The 18,902-nt window shown below is 53.6% G+C and carries 17 protein-coding genes, 1 other RNA gene and 1 pseudogene; 15 read left to right on the forward strand and 4 right to left on the reverse strand.

Annotation, left to right across the window (positions count from 1 at the left end; translation table 11 throughout):
* Positions 1-42 precede the first annotated feature (42 nt).
* Positions 43-1,305 (reverse strand): ATP-binding protein, encoded by a 1,263-nt coding sequence (locus DI44_RS08620; protein WP_033025290.1) that lies wholly within the window; start codon positions 1,303-1,305, stop codon positions 43-45.
* Positions 1,306-1,441: 136 nt separating this feature from the next.
* Complete coding sequence (locus DI44_RS08615) at positions 1,442-2,611, reverse strand: DHHA1 domain-containing protein (protein ID WP_033025292.1); 1,170 nt, start codon at positions 2,609-2,611, stop codon at positions 1,442-1,444.
* A gap of 529 nt (positions 2,612-3,140) precedes the next feature.
* On the opposite strand from DI44_RS08615, the gene ilvA reads away from it, so the two are divergent.
* Positions 3,141-4,349 carry a threonine ammonia-lyase gene (gene ilvA / locus DI44_RS08610; protein ID WP_033025293.1) on the forward strand — a complete coding sequence of 403 codons (1,209 nt, stop codon included), beginning with the start codon at positions 3,141-3,143 and terminating at the stop codon, positions 4,347-4,349.
* A gap of 276 nt (positions 4,350-4,625) precedes the next feature.
* On the forward strand, positions 4,626-5,414 hold the full coding sequence (locus DI44_RS08605) for a GNAT family N-acetyltransferase (protein WP_011231089.1): 789 nt from the start codon (positions 4,626-4,628) through the stop codon (positions 5,412-5,414).
* A gap of 49 nt (positions 5,415-5,463) precedes the next feature.
* On the opposite strand, the gene DI44_RS19655 is transcribed toward DI44_RS08605, so the two are convergent.
* Positions 5,464-5,598 (reverse strand): hypothetical protein, encoded by a 135-nt coding sequence (locus tag DI44_RS19655; protein WP_020755515.1) that lies wholly within the window; start codon positions 5,596-5,598, stop codon positions 5,464-5,466.
* A 6-nt stretch (positions 5,599-5,604) separates the two neighbouring features.
* The gene (locus DI44_RS08600; RefSeq protein ID WP_033025294.1) at positions 5,605-5,853 is read right to left on the reverse strand and encodes a hypothetical protein; all 249 of its coding nucleotides are present in this window, start codon (positions 5,851-5,853) and stop codon (positions 5,605-5,607) included.
* Positions 5,854-6,045: 192 nt separating this feature from the next.
* On the opposite strand from DI44_RS08600, the gene DI44_RS08595 reads away from it, so the two are divergent.
* From DI44_RS08595 to DI44_RS17990, 13 genes and pseudogenes are all read left to right on the forward strand, one after another.
* Positions 6,046-6,672, forward strand: a complete 627-nt coding sequence (locus DI44_RS08595) for a TetR/AcrR family transcriptional regulator (RefSeq protein ID WP_033025296.1) — start codon at positions 6,046-6,048, stop codon at positions 6,670-6,672.
* A 137-nt stretch (positions 6,673-6,809) separates the two neighbouring features.
* Positions 6,810-7,952 carry an acyl-CoA dehydrogenase gene (locus DI44_RS08590; protein ID WP_033025298.1) on the forward strand — a complete coding sequence of 381 codons (1,143 nt, stop codon included), beginning with the start codon at positions 6,810-6,812 and terminating at the stop codon, positions 7,950-7,952.
* A gap of 59 nt (positions 7,953-8,011) precedes the next feature.
* Positions 8,012-9,646 (forward strand): AMP-binding protein, encoded by a 1,635-nt coding sequence (locus tag DI44_RS08585; RefSeq protein ID WP_033025300.1) that lies wholly within the window; start codon positions 8,012-8,014, stop codon positions 9,644-9,646.
* 64 nt (positions 9,647-9,710) lie between these two features.
* The gene (gene accC / locus DI44_RS08580; RefSeq protein WP_033025301.1) at positions 9,711-11,063 is read left to right on the forward strand and encodes an acetyl-CoA carboxylase biotin carboxylase subunit; all 1,353 of its coding nucleotides are present in this window, start codon (positions 9,711-9,713) and stop codon (positions 11,061-11,063) included.
* Positions 11,038-11,298 (forward strand): acetyl-CoA carboxylase biotin carboxyl carrier protein subunit, encoded by a 261-nt coding sequence (locus DI44_RS08575; RefSeq protein WP_223810938.1) that lies wholly within the window; start codon positions 11,038-11,040, stop codon positions 11,296-11,298. Before accC ends, DI44_RS08575 begins: the two co-directional genes overlap by 26 nt.
* Before the next feature lie 16 nt (positions 11,299-11,314).
* Complete coding sequence (locus DI44_RS08570) at positions 11,315-12,208, forward strand: hydroxymethylglutaryl-CoA lyase (protein WP_033025302.1); 894 nt, start codon at positions 11,315-11,317, stop codon at positions 12,206-12,208.
* A 19-nt stretch (positions 12,209-12,227) separates the two neighbouring features.
* Positions 12,228-13,010 (forward strand): enoyl-CoA hydratase, encoded by a 783-nt coding sequence (locus DI44_RS08565; protein WP_033012204.1) that lies wholly within the window; start codon positions 12,228-12,230, stop codon positions 13,008-13,010.
* A gap of 169 nt (positions 13,011-13,179) precedes the next feature.
* Positions 13,180-14,733, forward strand: coding sequence for an acyl-CoA carboxylase subunit beta (locus DI44_RS08560; RefSeq protein WP_033025303.1), 1,554 nt, complete (start codon positions 13,180-13,182; stop codon positions 14,731-14,733).
* Between the two features lie 62 nt (positions 14,734-14,795).
* Positions 14,796-14,984: non-coding RNA, 6S RNA (ssrS, locus tag DI44_RS17985), on the forward strand.
* A gap of 201 nt (positions 14,985-15,185) precedes the next feature.
* Positions 15,186-15,626 carry a MarR family transcriptional regulator gene (locus DI44_RS08555; RefSeq protein WP_033025304.1) on the forward strand — a complete coding sequence of 147 codons (441 nt, stop codon included), beginning with the start codon at positions 15,186-15,188 and terminating at the stop codon, positions 15,624-15,626.
* A gap of 3 nt (positions 15,627-15,629) precedes the next feature.
* Complete coding sequence (locus DI44_RS08550; RefSeq protein ID WP_033025305.1) at positions 15,630-16,268, forward strand: efflux RND transporter periplasmic adaptor subunit; 639 nt, start codon at positions 15,630-15,632, stop codon at positions 16,266-16,268.
* A 10-nt stretch (positions 16,269-16,278) separates the two neighbouring features.
* Positions 16,279-17,991 carry a DHA2 family efflux MFS transporter permease subunit gene (locus DI44_RS08545; RefSeq protein WP_033012201.1) on the forward strand — a complete coding sequence of 571 codons (1,713 nt, stop codon included), beginning with the start codon at positions 16,279-16,281 and terminating at the stop codon, positions 17,989-17,991.
* A 244-nt stretch (positions 17,992-18,235) separates the two neighbouring features.
* Positions 18,236-18,898, forward strand: a pseudogene (locus DI44_RS17990) (insertion element protein); the annotation flags it as partial.
* Positions 18,899-18,902 lie beyond the last annotated feature (4 nt).

Here is an 18,902-nt window from a genome sequence, read left to right on the forward strand (position 1 = left end):
CCACTTCCGAAGCTGGGATGCCCCCCCCTCTTCGGAAGCGATTTATGACGAAAGAAACGGCGGTTGGCTGCAAAGCGGGAATTCGATCAAAAAACATGTGCCGTGCGCGTCGCTTTGCACTTTCATCGTCCCGCGATGCAGTTCGACGATTTTTTTCGATAATGACAGGCCGAGCCCAGTTCCCGTTTCCTTCGTTGAAAAAAACGGATCGAAAACATGGTCGATGACCGACGGCGGAATGCCGGGCCCATCGTCGCAGAAGCGAAGCTGAACGAGATGGTTGATTTTTCGGCTGCAGATCGACACCTTCATCGTTTTCGCCACTTTTGCTTCCACGGCGTTGCGAAATAAGTTTAAAAACACTTGCAAAAGCTGGCTGCGGTCGCCGTTCATTTCGTAGTCGTCAAGCTGGTCATCAAGGTCAAAATGGACGTCGACGTTATGCAATAGCGCTTCGCTTTGCAATAGGACGCCGACATCGTCGCGCAAAAAGCGGTGCAAGTTGAACGTCTCCATTTTGACGTCCGCCGGCTTGGCGATATTCAAAAAATCCGTGATAATGTCGTTCGCCCGGTCGAGCTCAGGAATTAAAAGCCGCTCAACGAGCGAGGCGATGCGATCCGGCAAGTCGCTTTTCAATAGTTGCAAATATCCGCGCACCGTCGTCAGCGGATTGCGGATTTCATGGGCGATGCCGGCGGCGATGCGGCCAGCGACCGCCAGCTTTTCTGTTTCTTTCATCATATTGAGCGACTGAAACATACTGATGACTCGTTTGATCGATCCGTCATCGTTGTAAATAAAACGGGTGTTGACGATGCCGTAAAATCGGTCGAGCACTTCGTAATTGTAAAGCGGCTCGCCTTTTTCAAGCGATTCGAGCGTTGCGATCAGCTCGTCAGGCAGCTTCAGCAGCTCGCGAATATGTTTGCCGATGATGGCGTCGCGCTCGACGCCCGTGTCAATGGCCGCCTGCAAATTGCAAAGCGTGATGATCCCTTTGTCGTCGACAAAAACGATATGGTGCGGCACGAGATCGAGCAACGGCGTCAAAAAGGCTTCCACTTTTTCAAACGGTACGTCGTGATACAAGTCAATATCCCACTGCCATTTGGCTTCCTTTTCAAGGGACGGTGGAATGGTGCGAAGGTGCGGCCGGACGTCGCCGCGCTTTTTTTCGATGGCGATTCCACTTTCGTAATCGGCAAAGGTGAACGGAAACGGAAGCTTTTCGATGAGCCGCTCATAAGCGCGCAGCTTTCGTTCGAGCTCTTCGATTTGCGATTGTACGAGTCGATCGTTCATCTCTTCAAACTCCTTAGCTGCACATTTCGTTTTTCATTTTACAAAAACCGCTCTCCGTCGGCTATGGCGGACATCGCATCGATCCGACGGGAGGACGAAACGAATCGAAGCAACCGGGCGGTGCGGGCAGGAGCCGTCAATCGATGCCTGCCGTTTCCACGCGGGAAAGGAACTGGCTAAGCGCCTCAAGGGACGGAAAAGCAGCTTGCCCCTGCCGCTCGTTGCCGCCCCCTTTGCCGCCAAACAGGGCGGCTTGTTCTTTCAGCCAGTTCCCTGCATGGAGCAAGGAAGACGGTGCTTTGGCGATCACGGCGCGCCAATCGGAGGTGGAGGCGAGAAGCGCGGTTTTGCCATAACGGTCGGCGATCAGACGGGCGATCATTTGCAGTTCTTTTGCCCCATATTGGTCGTAACGGCCAATCACTGCACGTCCTGATTCGGCGGCGGCCCGTTCGGCTTCGACGGCAAAGACGATTGCCTCGTATTGGCGCAGCCGTTTTTCCCATTCTTTTTTCTCTTGTTCCCATTTTGCGATCACGTCGAGCAGCTGATCGCGGCTTGTCCCGAACCGACCTGCTGCCGCCTGCACGACGCGGTGGGTTTGCTGGTAGTCGGCAAGCGCCCGGCCGCCGCAAAGAAAGGAAAGACGCGTCATGCCGCGATGGCGCTCTGCTTTCAGCAATTTGATCACGCCGATTTCGCCCGTGCGTTTCACATGGGTGCCGCAGCACGCCGACAAATCGATCCCTTTCATCTCGACAACACGGACAGAACCTTGGACATCGGGACGCTTGCGAAACGGCATCCGTTCTGCTTCTTCCGGCGTCACCCAATACGTCTCGACCGGGAGATTCGCGTAAATGAGTTCGTTGGCCCGGTTTTCCACTGCCAGCATGTCTGCTTCCGTCAGCGCACCCGCCGTGATGTCGATTGTGACGACCTCGCGGCCAAGGTGAAAACCGACTGTTTCGGCGCCGAGCTGTTCAACGAGTACAGCGGATAATAAATGTTGGCCGCTATGCTGTTGTGTATGATCGCGGCGCCGTTTCCTATCAAGGACGCATGAAACGGCGCCCATTCTCGGGTGGGCAGGAAGGCGGTGATACACTTCCTCGTTTTCGTCAAACACATCGAGCACCGGCAAGCCGGCGATCGTGCCGGCGTCAGACGGTTGGCCGCCGCCTTCCGGGTAAAACGCTGTTTCCGCCAAGGTGACAATGTATGTTTCGCCGTCTTGGCGGACGCTTGTCACCGTTGTCGTCCACACGTCAACATCCGGCGCCGTATAGTACAACTTTTTCGTCACAACCGTTTCATCCTTTCGTCTTCCGAATGCTTTTCTTTCATATTAGCAAATTCCCTCGCGTTTGCCTATCGCCGATCTTTTTGGCCGCTTTTTCCCGTTGGCAATTGGCCAAATCTATAGAACAATGTTCTAAATAAACAATATTCACAAAAGAAAAAGAACAGACCGTAGACAGCTCTTCCCCTAGAAACACTCTGATGTTTTGGGACAAGTCCAACGTTCAAACGGTTTGACAAAGGAAGCGGGTTGCAGCGATGTTTGTTGAACATGATTTTATGCAACAAAACTATATAAGTTGCAATAAAGATTTTCCGATTGTTCGATTCTGTTTTTCTTCATAACAAGTCATTTTGATAGAATGCAGCGGGCGTTCTACTGGATGTAAAACAAAGTTTCAACTTATATATATGCTAAAAATAATCCAAAACCAACTAAAGAAAAGCAACATTTGTCGGTGATGAAATGTTTTGTATATAATAAAGCGGGGGGAACAAGAACCGGTCGCCCGATCGGAAAGGGTGGTTTGATGATGTTGACGTTAACAGACATTGAACAAGCGCGAGCGAAAATGAAAGGCATCGTCCACCAAACGCCGCTTGAGCATTCGCAGACGTTCAGCCGGCTGTCCGGCAATGACGTGTATATGAAACTGGAAAATTTGCAAAAAACAGGTTCGTTTAAGGTGAGAGGCTCATTCAATAAAATTATGTCGCTCACGGAAGAAGAAAGGGCGCGCGGCGTCATCGCCGCCTCGGCCGGCAACCACGCCCAAGGGGTCGCCTACGCAAGCGGCATGCTCGGCATTCCTTGCACGATTGTCATGCCGAAAGGGGCGCCGCTCAGCAAAATTGAAGCGACGAAAAGCTACGGGGCGGAAGTCGTGCTGTACGGCGATGTGTTTGACGAGTCTTTGGAATATGCGTTAGAGTTGCAGCGCGAGCGGGGAATGACGTTTGTACACCCGTTTGACGACTTGGCGGTGATGGCCGGCCAAGGGACGATCGGCTTAGAGCTGATCGAGCAGCTTCCCGACGTCGATGTCGTTCTTTGTCCGGTCGGCGGCGGCGGGTTGCTTGCGGGGGTGGTGCTTACGTTAAAACAGCTGAAGCCGTCGGTTGAAGTGTACGGCGTTGAGTCATCGGCTTGCCCCGGCATGACGGCGGCCATACGCCATAAACAGCCCGTCTCCATTGCCGCATCGAATACGATCGCCGATGGGATTGCCGTGAAAAAGCCGGGCAATATTACGTACCAATACATTGAGCAATACGTCGATGGCGTTGTATGCGTGGAAGAGGCGGAAATTTCGCGGACGATGCTGTATGTGCTCGAGCGGAACAAGCTGTTGATCGAAGGGGCGGCAGCTTGTCCGCTGGCGGCATTGTTGTATCAAAAGCTGCCGTTTCGCGGCAAAAAAGTCGCCGCCATTTTAAGCGGCGGCAACGTCGATGTGACGCTCATTTCCCGCATCATCGAGCGGGGGCTCGTCGAAGCCGGACGATTTGTGACGTTTACAACGGTCATCTCCGACAAGCCGGGCCAGTTGAACAAGCTGCTGCGCATTATTGCGGAGCTTGAGGCAAACGTGATGTCGATTCATCATCAGCGCATCGGCGCCAAAGTGCTGCCAGGTCAGGCGGAAATTCACTTTTCGCTCGAGACAAAAAACGAAGACCACATTCAGCAAATCTACCAAGTGTTGTTGAAAGAAGGCTATGATGTACAGTTTTACCGATGAGCGCGCGTGGGAAAACGGTTTGTGTTTCGCCACTGTCTGTTAAGCAAGCAATGGAAAAGCCGTCTTCGAAATCATGTTCACAGGGCTGCCAAATAAACTTCATCGGCATCGTCGCCTCGCTTTTTTGAGAGCGGGCTTCCTCCTTTCTTTGCAGTTGGCCGATGCAGACTTAGGGGCATCGGCAGTCCTCTCGGTTTGACGCCACAAATGCCATTGGCAACAGGGATGATTCATAGTATAATGGAAAAAATATCATTCGAAAAGCGGGGGAATTCTATGATTCGCCGGTTAACGGCCGAAGACGATCAACAAGTATTTTCGTTTTTGCGGCAAGATCCGTCGTTCAATTTATTTATCATCGGCGATATTGAGTCGTTTGGCTATGACGCCGATTTCCAAGACGTTTGGGGGCAGTTTGACGATGCCGGCTCGCTGAAGGCGGTGCTGCTCCGTTATTACGATTCCTACATTCCGTACGCGCCTGGCGATTTTGATGCCGATGGCTTTGCTCGTCTCATCCGCGAGACAGCCCAATCATCGTCCATCCAGCTGTCCGGCAAGGCGGACATTGCCAGGCAGTTCGAAGAGCGGCTGCCGCTTGGGGAGAAGCGAACGCTTTACTTTTGCGAGTGTCGGACGGATGAATACGCCCGTCAAGAAATGGGGGCGTTCGCCGTCAAAAAAGCCGAATTGGCCGATGTCGACCGGATTCTCGACTTGCGGCGCCGCATTGCCGAATTTGAAACGAGGCCGTCGTCCCGCGATATGCTAGTGAAAGGGATGGAAACCAATTCAGCTAGAACGTACTACATTGAACAAGACGGCCGAATGGTGGCCGCCGCATCGACATCAGCGGAAAACTCATTGTCGGCGATGATCGTCGGCGTCTGCACGGATCAAGGACATCGCGGGAAAGGATATGCGAGCGCCATCGTGGCGAAGCTCGTTTGCGATTTGCTCGCTGAAGGGAAGATGCCGTGCTTGTTTTACGACAATCCAACCGCCGGCCGCATTTACCATCGCCTTGGTTTTCGCGATATCGGATTGTGGGCGATGTACCGTTAGAAGGGCGGAAGTCCCGCCAGCTTGCTTGTGTACAAAAGCAGGCTGGCGGTTATTGTCCGTCTGCGCCGTTGGGCGTGCCGCGGCGAATGTGCTCGCCGCCGTGCTCCCGCATCGCTTTTGCCTTGTCGTTGACGAGCTGTTTTTGGTCAGCGATGGAAGAAGGTGTTTGTTTTTTGTTCGCCATATGGAATCACCTCAATGGAGACGATTTTGCGCGCTGAATGAACATGTCCGCATCTTCGATCAGCCCGCAGACGCCGCATTGGACGCGGTAGCTCGGGCCGCGGTACGGGAGATGGAACGGTTCGAGCGCTTTGTTTGTGTATTCGTGCTCGATGTCGCCGGTGTGCGGATCGAGCTTGACCGCACGCGGGTGCTGCTCAATGAGATGAAACCGCGTCCGGTTCGTTTTGCAGTTTGGGCATAGCATCGGTTCCAATCGAAGCCACCTCCATCTTTATCATTTGAAAACATGGCGGCCATTATGTATCAGCAGGCCCTGTACGACTGTGTTGGTCATGAGAAGCAATGGTTGACAATCATGGTGCAGTTCGGGTATGGTAAAGGCAAAACAAAAAATATTTCACTTTTTCAGAAAATAGTGTATTATAAATGGCAAAGGGGATTTTCTATGGCTGACAAACCGCTCAGAGACCGCATTATCGATACGGCGCTTCATTTATTTGAGAAATACGGCTACCACGGCGTGACGGTCGACCGCATCGTTGCCGAAAGCGACACATCCAAAGGCGGTTTTTACCATAATTTTAAATCCAAAGATGAGCTTTTGTATCATATCCATGACGTCTTTATCACGTATGCGCTGACGAAGGCGCAGGAAGCGTATGAAAGCTGTTCGACGCCGACCGAGCGCTTGTACGCCATCGTGCAGTCGTTTGTCAAAGTGTTTCATTTGTATAAACCACACATCACCGTGTTTTACCAGGAAAGCACGTACTTAAAACCGGAATACGCTGAACCGATCAATGAAAAGCGAGAAGAGTTCAAGCAAATCATTTTTCGGGTCATTCGTGAGGGGATTGAAGCCGGGGAATTTCGTCCGGAGCTGTCGGTGGAGATTACTGGCATGTCCATTATCGGCATGGTCAATTGGACATACAAATGGTACAATCCGGATGGTCCGTTGTCCATTGAGGAGATCGCGGCGTATTTTGCCGATTTCATTTTGCATGCGGTGCTCCGCACACCAGAAAACCCAGCGGCGGCGCGGTTTTTGTTGCGGCCGACCGCCGAATAAGTTGTTGATCGTATACAGACCAACTAGTCGGTTTCGGAAACGCTTCAAAAAATCAAAACCGTTTACACTCGTTTCCTTACTGAAACCGACTAGTCGGTTCAAATGATAGAACATTTTCTATGGGGGAGAGGGAGAACATGGATTTTTCATTGACGAAAGAACAACAAATGATTAAAGAAATGGTTCGCGACTTTGCTGAGAAGGAAATTGCCCCATACGCGGCGAAATGGGATGAAGAAGCGCATTTTCCGCTCGATGTCTTTCGCAAAATGGGCGAGTTGGGGTTGTTGGGCCTGCCGTTTCCGGAAGAGTACGGCGGCGCTGGGGGCGATACGATTTCGTACGCCATCGCCGTTGAGGAAATCGGCCGCGCCTGCGGCGGCACCGGGTTGAGCTATGCGGCCGCTGTGTCGCTCGGAGCGAGCCCGATTTACTACTTCGGGACGGAAGAACAGAAGCAAAAATGGCTTGTGCCGATGGCGAAAGGCGAGACGCTTGGCGCTTTTGGGCTCACGGAGCCGAACGCCGGATCGGACGCCGGGGGCACGCGCACGACCGCGGTGCTGGACGGCGATGAGTATGTCATCAACGGCGAAAAATGTTGGATCACAAACGCCCAATACGCGCGGCAAGTCATTGTCACAGCTGTGACGGGCAAAGATGCGCGCGGCAAAAACATCATCACCGCTCTCATCGTGCCAACGGACTCCCCAGGATTTACGATTCGTTCGAATTACGACAAGATGGGCGTGCGCGCGTCCAATACGTGCGAGCTTGTCTTTGAGAACGTCCGCGTGCCGAAAGAAAACGTCTTGGGCGACCCGCAAAAAGGGTTTAAACAGTTTTTGTACACGCTTGATGGCGGGCGCATCTCGATCGCCGCGCTGGCGGTCGGCATCGCGCAAGCGGCGTTTGAGAAAGCGCTTCAATACGCAAAAGAGCGCGTTCAGTTTGGCCAGCCGATTTCCAAGTTTCAAGCCATTCAATTTAAACTGGCTGATATGGCGATGGAAATTGAGCTTGCCCGCAACATGGTGTACAAAGCAGCCTGGCTGAAGGATCAAGGGAAACCGTTTACAAAAGAAGCATCGTTCGCCAAGCTGTTCGCCTCGGAAATGGGGTTTCGCGTCTGCAACCAGGCGATCCAAATCCATGGCGGCTACGGCTATATGAAAGAATACGGAGTCGAACGCCACTTGCGCGACGTCAAGCTCATGGAAATCGGCGAAGGCACATCGGAAATCCAGCGTCTCGTCATCGCCCGCCAACTGGGATGCTAAAAGCGGAAATGCCTGCATATCCATAACAATGAATTCGGACAAAGGGGAGGAGACGGTCGATGTTGACGGTGACTGTGGGGAAATTGTTGGAAGAGCGAGCCAAGCAATATGCGGATCGCGAGGCGGTCGTGTACGCCGACCGCGGCTTGCGTCTGACGTATCGGCAGTTTAACGACTATTGCCGCCTCGTTGCGCGCGGGTTGATGCGGCTTGGCATCGAAAAAGGGGAGCATGTCGCCATTTGGGCGACGAACGTTCCGGAATGGATCGCCTGCCAATTTGCGACCGGCAAAATGGGAGCGGTGCTCGTTACGGTCAATACGAACTACCGCGCGGCGGAGCTTGAGTATTTGCTTCGGCAGTCCGACTCGACAACACTGTTTTTGATCGAGCAATACCGCGATTCGTCATACATCGATATTTTGTACGAAATCGTTCCCGAGTTGCGCACATCAGCGCCCGGACAGCTGCAATCGAAACGGCTGCCGAAGCTGAAAAACGTGGTCTTTCTTGGCGACAAACGGCACCCGGGCATGTTTACATGGAACGACATCTTGGCGATGGCGCACGACGTATCGGAAGAAGAACTCGATGAACGGATGGAGAGCCTCGACCCGCACGATGTGATCAACATGCAATACACGTCCGGGACGACTGGATTCCCGAAAGGGGTGATGTTGACGCATTACAACATCGTCAACAACGCCCACCAAGTCGCGCAATGCATGGGGCTTGGCGAAGGCGATCGATTGTGCATTCCGGTGCCGTTTTTCCATTGTTTCGGCTGCGTCATGAGCACGCTTGCATGCGTGACGGTCGGGGCGACGATGGTGCCTGTGCAGGAGTTTCATCCGAAGCGGGTGCTGGAGACGGTCGAGGCGGAGCGGTGCACGGCGCTTCACGGCGTGCCGACGATGTTCATCGCCGAGCTCAACGACCCGGATTTTGCCAAATACGATTTGTCATCGCTGCGCACGGGCATTATGGCCGGTTCTCCTTGCCCGGTCGAAGTGATGAAGGCGGTCATCGAGAAAATGAGGATGAAAGACATTACCATCGCCTACGGGCAGACCGAAGCGTCCCCAGTCATCACGCAAACGCGCACCGACGATCCGCTTGAGCTGCGTGTCGAAACGGTTGGCCGCGCCTTGCCGGGCGTCGAGGTGAAAATCGTCGAGCCGGGAACGAACAAGGAAGTGCCGCCCGGTGTGCAAGGGGAGCTGTGCACGCGCGGCTATCATGTCATGAAAGGATATTACAACAATTCGGAAGCGACGCGCGAAGCGATCGATGAAGACGGCTGGCTCCATACCGGCGACTTGGCGGTGATGGATGAAAACGGTTACTTCCGCATCACCGGCCGTCTGAAAGATATGATCATCCGCGGCGGCGAAAACATTTATCCGCGTGAAATCGAAGAGTTTTTATACAAACATCCGAAAATTTTGGACGTCCAAGTCGTTGGCGTGCCGGATGAAGTATACGGGGAAGAAGTGATGGCGTGGATCATCTTAAAAGACGGCGAAACGGCGACGGCTGAGGAGATTCGCGAGTTTTGCCGCGGCCACATTTCCCGTCATAAAATCCCGCGCTACATTGAGTTTACTGATTCGTACCCGATGACGGCGTCCGGGAAAATCCAAAAATTTAAACTGCGGGAAATGGCGAAACAGCGCCTCGGCTTGACGACGTAAACCGCCGTGCCGGGCGGTTTCGTCCGCCCGGCGGCATTCTCAGTTTTCGTGAAAGGGTGAGACGATGTTTTCGAAAGTGTTGATTGCCAACCGCGGCGAAATCGCCGTCCGCATCATCCGCACGTGCCAAAAGCTCGGCATCCGGACCGTCGCCGTCTATTCCGAAGCGGATGCGGATTCGCTCCACGTCTCGCTCGCGGATGAGGCGTATTTGATCGGCAAGCCGCGCGTCGCGGAAAGCTATTTAAATATCGAAAAAATCATAGAGGTTGCCAAAACGGCGAAAGCGGAGGCGATCCATCCCGGCTACGGGCTGTTGTCGGAAAATCCAGCGTTTGCCCGCCGCTGCGAGGAAGAAGGAATCGTCTTCATCGGTCCGAAGGCGGACGTCATCGCGGCGATGGGCAGCAAAATCGAAGCGCGGCGGACGATGGAACAAGCCGGCGTGCCGATCGTCCCAGGCGTCTCCTTTGCGCTTGATAGCGCCGATGAAGCGGCCAAAGCGGCGGCTTCGATTGGGTATCCAGTCATGCTGAAGGCGTCAGCCGGCGGCGGCGGCATCGGCATGCACATCGCCCGCGATGAAGCCGAGCTGCGCCAGGCGTTTGAAGGAAGCCAAAAACGGGCGGCTTCGTTTTTCGGCGACGGGACGATGTATATTGAAAAATATATTGAACGTCCGCGCCATATTGAAATTCAGCTGCTCGCCGATGGGCGCGGCAATTGCGTCTACTTGTGGGAGCGCGAGTGTTCGATCCAGCGCCGCCATCAAAAGGTGGTCGAAGAGGCGCCGTCGCCGTTTTTGGATGAGGAAACACGGCGGAAAATGGGCGAAGCAGCCGTGCGGGCCGCGCGCCATATCGGCTATGCGAACGCCGGCACGATTGAGTTTTTGGTCGACGAACAAAAAAACTTTTATTTTCTTGAAATGAACACTCGGCTCCAAGTCGAACATCCGGTGACGGAAGAAATCACCGGCATCGACATTGTCGAAGAGCAGCTGCGCATCGCCGCCGGCGAGCCGCTTCGTTATCAGCAGGAAGACATTCGCCGCGATGGACACGCCATTGAAGTGCGCATTTATGCCGAAGACCCGAACACGTTTTACCCGTCGCCCGGCCGCATTACGGCGTTTTCCGCCCCACAAGGCGAATGGATTCGTCATGAAACGGCGGTTCAAAGCGGCGCCGCGGTTACGCCGTTTTATGATCCGATGATCGCCAAACTAATCGCCAAAGGACCGGATCGGCAAACGGCGATTGAACGCTTGCTCGAAGCGCTTCGACACTATCGCGTGGAAGGGATTAAAACGAACATTCCGCTGCTTGAGGCCGTGCTGTCCCATCCGGCGTTTCAAGCGGGGGATACGACGACCGATTTCCTTTCGAAGCATTGGAAGCCAGCAAAAGCAAAATGAAGCAGAAACGGAGGAAGACACGATGACCCAAGTAACGGCAACAATGGCTGGAAGTGTATGGAAATTGTTGGTGGCTGTCGGGGATCATGTAGAAGAAGGCCAAGATGTCATCATTTTAGAATCGATGAAAATGGAGATTCCGATTGCGGCTGAGGCGTCCGGCGTCGTGAAGCACATCCACGTGCAGGAAGGAGATTTCGTAAACGAAGGCGACGTGCTTGTCGAGATTGAGTAAAAAGGGGGAGCAGAGCATGAGCCGATGGCCGGCGAAGGTGACGATCAAAGAAGTCGGCCCGCGCGACGGCCTGCAAAACGAAGCAGCGCCGATCGCGACCGCCGATAAAATCGCGTGGATCAACTTATTGTCCGAAACGGGGCTGTCGTACATTGAGGTGACTTCCTTCGTCCATCCGAAATGGATCCCGCAGCTCGCCGATGCCGCTGAGGTCGCAGCCGGCATCGGCCGAAAAGCCGGCGTCACGTATGCGGCGCTCGTGCCGAACGAAAGAGGGCTTGAGCGGGCGTTGGCCGCGGGGATTGACGAAGTCGGCGTCTTTATGTCAGCGAGCGAAACGCACAACCAAAAAAATATTAACAAAACGATCGCTGCCACATTTCCGGTGCTGGAAGCGGTCGTGCAAACGGCAAAACAAGCAGGCAAAACGGTGCGCGGCTACGTTTCCGCCGTCTTTGGCTGCCCGTATGAAGGGGCAGTTGCCGTCGATCAAGTGCTGATGGTGGCGGATCGGTTGTTGGCGATGGGGGTTGACGAACTGTCGCTTGGCGATACGATCGGCGTCGCGACGCCCAAGCAAGTCGAAGAGGTGCTCGCAATCGTGCTTCGCCGTTTTCCGGCTGATCGGATCGCGATGCATTTCCATGACACGAGAGGGACGGCGCTGGCCAATATTTTAGTGTCAATGGAAATGGGGATTACGACGTTTGACAGCTCGCTTGGCGGCCTTGGCGGCTGTCCGTACGCTCCCGGAGCGTCGGGAAACGTCGCCACTGATGATTTAGTATATATGCTTCACGGCATGGGGATTGAAACCGGCATCGATGTCGAGCAGCTGACGAAAGCGGCGTTGTTTATCCGCGACAAAATCGGCCGCCCGCTTCCGAGCCGGTATTTGCAAACGGTTTGATCATAAGGGGGGAGAAAACGTGAGCACACTTGTATCGTTTGAAACACAAGAAAACGGCATCGCCATTGTGACATTAAACCGTCCGGAAGCGGCCAATGCGCTTTCAAGAGCGCTTCTTTTCGAGCTTGGCGCGCTCTTTCAGGAGATCAAATTTCGCAAAGACGTGCGCGTTGTCATGTTGACCGGGGCCGGAGACAAGGTGTTTTGCGCCGGCGCTGATTTGAAAGAGCGGGCAGGGATGAACGAAACCGAAGTCCGTCAGGCCGTCGCCTTAATCAGCAAAACGATCAACGAGGTCGAGAAAGTGCCGCAGCCGGTCATTGCCGCGTTAAACGGCTCGGCCTTTGGCGGGGGGCTTGAGCTGGCGCTCGCCTGCGACATCCGGTTTGCCGCCGACGATATCCAGCTCGGGCTGACGGAAACGTCGCTCGGCATCATTCCGGGAGCGGGGGGGACGCAGCGGCTGCCGCGCCTTGTCGGCCTCGGCAAAGCGAAAGAGTTGATTTTTGCCGCCAAACGGATTACAGCGCAGGAAGCCGAGCGAATCGGCCTTGTCGAATACGCCGTGCCGCGCGCCGAGCTCATGGATCGGGCGCTTGAATTGGCGCAGCAAATCGCTGACAATGCGCCGATAGCCGTCCGCCAGGCGAAACGGGCGATCCAAAGCGTATTCAACGTTGATTTGGAGACGGGCCTCGCAATTGAGCAGCTCGCCTATGAGGCGACAATCCCAACGAAAGACCGTCTGGAAGGTCTGCAGGCGTTTAAAGAAAAGCGGAAGCCGGTGTACAAAGGGGAGTAAGCCTGCGCTTGGGCAGGATGAGGCTGTTTGGATAAGAAAAAAGCCGCACGGAGCGCTTGTTCTGCACCGACATTGGCACGACAGCCAAAAACGGCCCCAACCGTGCTCCCGGCCGAACACGCGGGATGGAACAGCAAGATCTATCAAAACAAGGAGGGGAAACAAAGAGATGAAGGAAACAGCCAATCAGCAAGACACGCTCGCAGCGGAGCTGGAGAAAAGAGCGGCGGAAATCAAGAAAGGCGGGGCGCCAAAATATCATGAAAAAAATGCGGCCCAAGGGAAATTGTTTGTTCGCGAGCGGCTGAATTTGCTGCTTGACGATGGCTTAGAAGTGGAAGACGGCTTGTTTGCCAACTGTTTGGCGGATGGCCTGCCGGCTGACGGGGTGGTGACCGGGATCGGCAAAATCAACGGCCGCACCGTCTGCGTGATGGCGAACGATTCGACGGTCAAAGCCGGCTCATGGGGAGCGCGCACCGTCGAAAAAATCATCCGCATTCAAGAGACAGCGGAAAAACTGCGCTGCCCGATCATTTATTTGGTGGACTCGGCCGGCGCCCGCATTACGGACCAACTCGAAATGTTTCCCGGCCGGCGCGGGGCAGGGCGCATTTTTTACAATGAGGTGAAGCTGTCCGGCAAAGTGCCGCAAGTGTGCCTGTTGTTTGGCCCGTCAGCAGCCGGCGGCGCTTATATTCCGGCGTTTTGCGACATCGTCATCATGGTCGAGGGCAACGCCTCGATGTACTTGGGCTCGCCGCGCATGGCGGAAATGGTGATTGGGGAAAAAGTCACGCTCGAAGAGATGGGCGGCGCTCGCATGCATTGCACCGTCTCCGGCTGCGGCGACGTGCTCGTGAAAACCGAAGAAGAAGCGATTGCCTATGCGCGCCGTTATTTGTCATATTTTCCGTCCCATTACGGCGAAAAACCGCCGGTGGTCGAGGCGAAGCCGCCGAAATCGTTCGACAAAACGATCGAAGACATTTTGCCGGAAAACCAAAATGCGCCGTTCAACATGTATGATTTGATTGAGCGAATCATTGACGAAGGATCGTTTTGCGAAATCAAAAAACTGTTTGCGCCGGAAATCATTACGGGACTGGCGCGCCTTAACGGCCAGCCGATCGGCATCATCGCCAACCAGCCGCGCGTCAAAGGCGGTGTCTTGTTCCAAGATTCGGCTGATAAAGCGGCGAAATTCATCACGCTTTGCGACGCGTTCCATATCCCGCTTCTGTTTTTGGCCGACGTCCCTGGCTTTATGATCGGCACGAAGGTCGAGCGGGCCGGCATCATCCGCCATGGGGCGAAAATGATCGCCGCCATGGCGGAAGCCACCGTACCGAAGATCTCGGTCATCGTCCGCAAAGCGTACGGCGCCGGGTTGTATGCCATGGCCGGCCCGGCGTTTGAACCGGACTGCTGCCTCGCGCTTCCGAACGCGCAAATCGCCGTCATGGGGCCGGAGGCGGCCGTCAACGCCGTTTATGCGAACAAAATCGCCGAGCTGCCGCCGGAAGAGCGGCCGGCGTTTGTCGAACAAAAACGCGAGGAATACCGGCGCGACATCGACATTTACCGTCTCGCCTCCGAGCTTGTCGTCGACGGAATTGTCGCGCCGAACGACTTGCGCAACGAGCTCATCCGCCGATTTGACGCGTATATGTCCAAGTATATCGTCTTTTCTGAGCGGAAGCATGGGGTGTATCCAGTTTGAAAAAATGGATGGCTGTCCCTCTTGCCAAGGGACGGCCGATCATGTATCATAATAATCACCAATCCGCTGCTGCGTTGTGCGTTGTAGAATGAAGTTTCAACCGATGGCAATCAAAAGGGAGTTCTACATTGAAGCGGGAATGTCATGCCCCTTATTCGTCTGCGGGGACGACAGGAACGCTTCTGCGAACACCCACCTGGTGGAGCGTGGTTGAGAAACTGCATTCAGCCAACGGCAACAGCGGCGCGGATTCACGAATGAGGAGTTGGCAAAAGAGTCCAACTGGATGCCAAACATCCGGTTGGACTCTTTTTCGTTGCGTATGTTTTCTCTAAAAGACATGAAACAATATAGTTGATTTTCCTCGTTTTCATGTTATAATCATATTTCGTGCAGAAATAATTCGCATTGAAACTATTCCAACAAGAAAGATGAGGCAAGGAGGGGGATGAATGGAAGGGATCAGCCGGGACATCATGTACGCCGTCTTCCGGACGCAAAAGGCGCTTTACCGCCTCATCCGCGAGGACGCCGCCCGCGTCGGAGTGACGGAGGTGCAGCTGATCGTCTTGTATACGCTGTTGAAAAAAGAACATATTCGCCTGAATGACTTGGCGGAAAAATTAAATTTAAGCAACAGCAACGTCAGCGGCACGGTCGATCGGCTCGTCGGCGCCGGCCTTGTTGTCCGCGAGCCGTCGAAGCAAGATCGGCGCGCGGTCATTTTGAGTTTGACGGAAAAAGGAAAAGAGACAGTGTCGGAAGCGTTTGGCGAGCAGTCGGTGCTGCGCCGGCGGCTTCGCCGCATTCAAGAACTCGTCTCTCCAGAGGAGATTGAACAGTTTTTGCATCTTCATGAAAAAATTAAAGCGATTTTACTCGGGGAGGAATAGACAGTGAACGTGAAACGATTGGTGGCGCTGAACATCATTGTGCTCATTTTGCTTGTCGGCGGCGGCTTTGCCGCCTACTACTATGTGAATGAAGCAACGAACTACATTAAAACGGACAACGCCCGCATCGACGGCCAGGTCATCTCCGTCGCTGCGCCGCTGTCCGGGAAGCTGACATCCTGGCGGGGCGACACGGGAAAAACGTTCTCAGCCAGGGAAGAAATCGGTGAGGTGTTTGACGGCAAAACGACGGTGCCGGTGACAGTGCCTCATCGGATGACCATCGTGCAGCAAAACGCGGTCAAAGACTCGTTTGTCGCCGCGGGGACGCCGCTTGCCCGCGGGTTTGATTTGAACGATTTGTGGGTGACGGCGAACATTGAAGAGACCGATATTGAAGACGTGAAAGTCGGGCAAGACGTCGATATTTATGTCGATGCGTATCCGGACCGCAAATTCAGCGGCAAAGTCGAAAAGATTGGCAATGCGACAGCGAATACGTTCAGCCTGCTGCCGAGCTCCAATGCGACCGGCAACTACACGAAAGTGACCCAAGTGATTCCGGTCACGATTTCCATTGACAATTACAGCGGAGCCGGACTTGTGCCGGGCATGAACGTCACCGTCCGCATCCATAAGTAGGTGATGGGACATGACAACATTTGTCATTGGTTATATTGTGTTTGCCGTTTTGGTTTTGGCGGCGGTCAACATCGCGCTGCGCCGCCGCAAACCGGCTTCAGCTGCAGGGAAGGCGGCGGATGAAGCGGCGGAAGCCAACGCTCAACCGTTAGCGGAAACGAAAGCAGAGCCAGCGGCAGAAACGGATGGGCGCCCGGCCGCTCCAGCCGGGCAAGGCGGCCTCGGGGATATCGGCAGCCGCGGAAAAGTTGTGGCGACGGTCATGCTGGGCGCGTTTGTCGCCATCTTGAACCAAACGTTGATCAACGTCGCCTTGCCCCATATGATGCAAGATTTCAACGTGGAAACGTCGACGATTCAATGGCTCGTGACAGGATATATGCTCGTCAACGGGGTGCTCATCCCGATCAGCCCGTTTTTAATTGCGAAGTTTCCAGCGAAACGGCTGTTTTTGTCTGGCATGTCGTTTTTCGCCATCGGCGCGTTTGTCTGCTCGATCGCTCCAACCTTTGCCGTCATGCTCGCAGGGCGGCTGACGCAGGCGGTCGGGGCGGGCATCATCATGCAGCTGATGATGGTCATTATGCTGTCGATTTTCCCGCCGGAACGCCGCGGAGTGGCCATGGGGACGGTCGGAATCGCCATGATGTTCGCGCCGGCGATCGGGCCGACGTTATCCGGATGGCTTGTCGAACATTATACATGGCGGCTGTTGTTTTACGTCGTTTTGCCGATCGCGATTGTAGACATTGTGCTTGCCTCCGCCTGGCTGAAACATACGCCGCGCAAGGGCAATCCGGTGCTGGACGTGCAAGGGGCGGTCTACTCCACGATCGGGTTTGGCGGCGTTCTGTATGGCTTCAGCGAAGCCGGCAGCAAAGGATGGGGCGAGACGGAAGTCGTTGTGTCGCTTATCATCGGCGTCTTGTTCTTGATCATGTTCACATGGCGTTCGCTCCGCTCGGAGCATCCGGTGCTCAATTTCCGTGTGTTCCGCTACCCAGTGTTTACGTTGGCGACCGTCATCGGATCGGTCATCAATATGGCGATGTTTGCAGCGATGGTGCTGCTGCCGGTGTATTTGCAAAACTTGCGCGGCTTTACGCCGCTTGATGCCGGTTTGCTGTTGCTACCGGGAGCGATTGTCATGGCGATCATGTCGCCGATTTCCGGCTGGGTGTTTGACCGCATCGGCGCGCGGGCGCTGGCGATCGTCGGCTTGATCATCACCGCGGTCACGACGTGGGAATTCAGCAAGCTGACGATGGATACACCGTACAGCCAGTTAATTTGGCTTTATATTTTCCGCATGTTCGGCATGTCGATGCTCGGAATGCCGATTATGACGGAAGGATTGAACGCCTTGCCGCGCCATTTGTACAGCCACGGCACGGCGATGTCCAATACGATCCGCCAAGTGGCCGCTTCGCTCGGAACGGCGTTCTTGGTGACGATCATGTCCAACCGGGCCAAATTCCATGCGGACATGTACCGAAATGAGATGACGGAAAACAATCCGTTTTTCATGAGCCTTGTCGGCCAGCTGAAGCAGGCGATTCCGAGCGATGAAGCGGTGGTGCAGCTGCTGTATGGGCTCGTGCAGCAGAGATCGACTGTCGAAGGGATTAACGACGCCTTTTTCGTCGCCACCGGCTTGACGGTATTGGCGTTAATGATGGCGTTTTTCTTAAAGGGAAAAAAGCATAAATCGCCATCAGCGTAAACAAAGGAAGCGGCGCAGAAGCCTAACGGGTTCGGTTGTTGAGTACAAAATTAAAAAAAGTAATACAAAAGGGAGTCCAATTCGCATATGAAATGGACTCCCTTTTGTTTCTTGATATATCAATGTTTTATTTAATTTATGACCATTAATCGCATTATAATTAGCATCTTAATTAGCAAGTGACTGCTGACCAACAGACAGTATTCCAAATATGTGTTAAAATTGATGCTAATTGGACATAAATTCATTGATGACTTCCCTTTATCGTGTATTTGCCAAAGAAATTCGCTTATCTGATGCCCACCATTTTCTTTGTCAAACGGATAAAACAAAATCTCGGAAACAAGCTCGTGAGGAATTTGTTCAAGCAAGAGTGGATTTAATCAACTGGGGAATTAACTCTGGTTATGATACAAAGTCTTTGCGAAAATTGGCTTTTCTAAAACTGGAAGAATTATTTCATACACACCAATTTCATAAAAAAGTCATTTCAGATGGCAGCAGTCATTATGAATACGCTGATAATCCGATTGAACATCCGCTTGCGACAATTGACAGAGGATTTCGATGGGTTGATTGTACAACCAATCTTTCATCATTCGAACCGAAGGACATTGCCAATCTTGTTTTAAATGTGAATGACAACGCCACGAATACCTTTATCCAGCACATTCGAAGACGGCTATCTATTTTAGAAAGACCATTGACAACAGCTCGTGGTGACGGAAAAAGCTATATCTATTCAAACTTTAACCCAAAGTATGCTCAAATGGCTCTTACCATACTTCGGACTTACTACAATTTTTGTTTAGCATACAAAACAAAAGAGACAGTAGGAACACCTGCTCAACGATTAGGCATTGCAAAAAAACGATTTGATTTAAAAGAAATAATTTATATGCAATAACCAT

Source organism: Geobacillus sp. CAMR5420 (assembly GCF_000691465.1).
Taxonomy (GTDB): Bacteria; Bacillota; Bacilli; order Bacillales; family Anoxybacillaceae; genus Geobacillus; species Geobacillus thermoleovorans.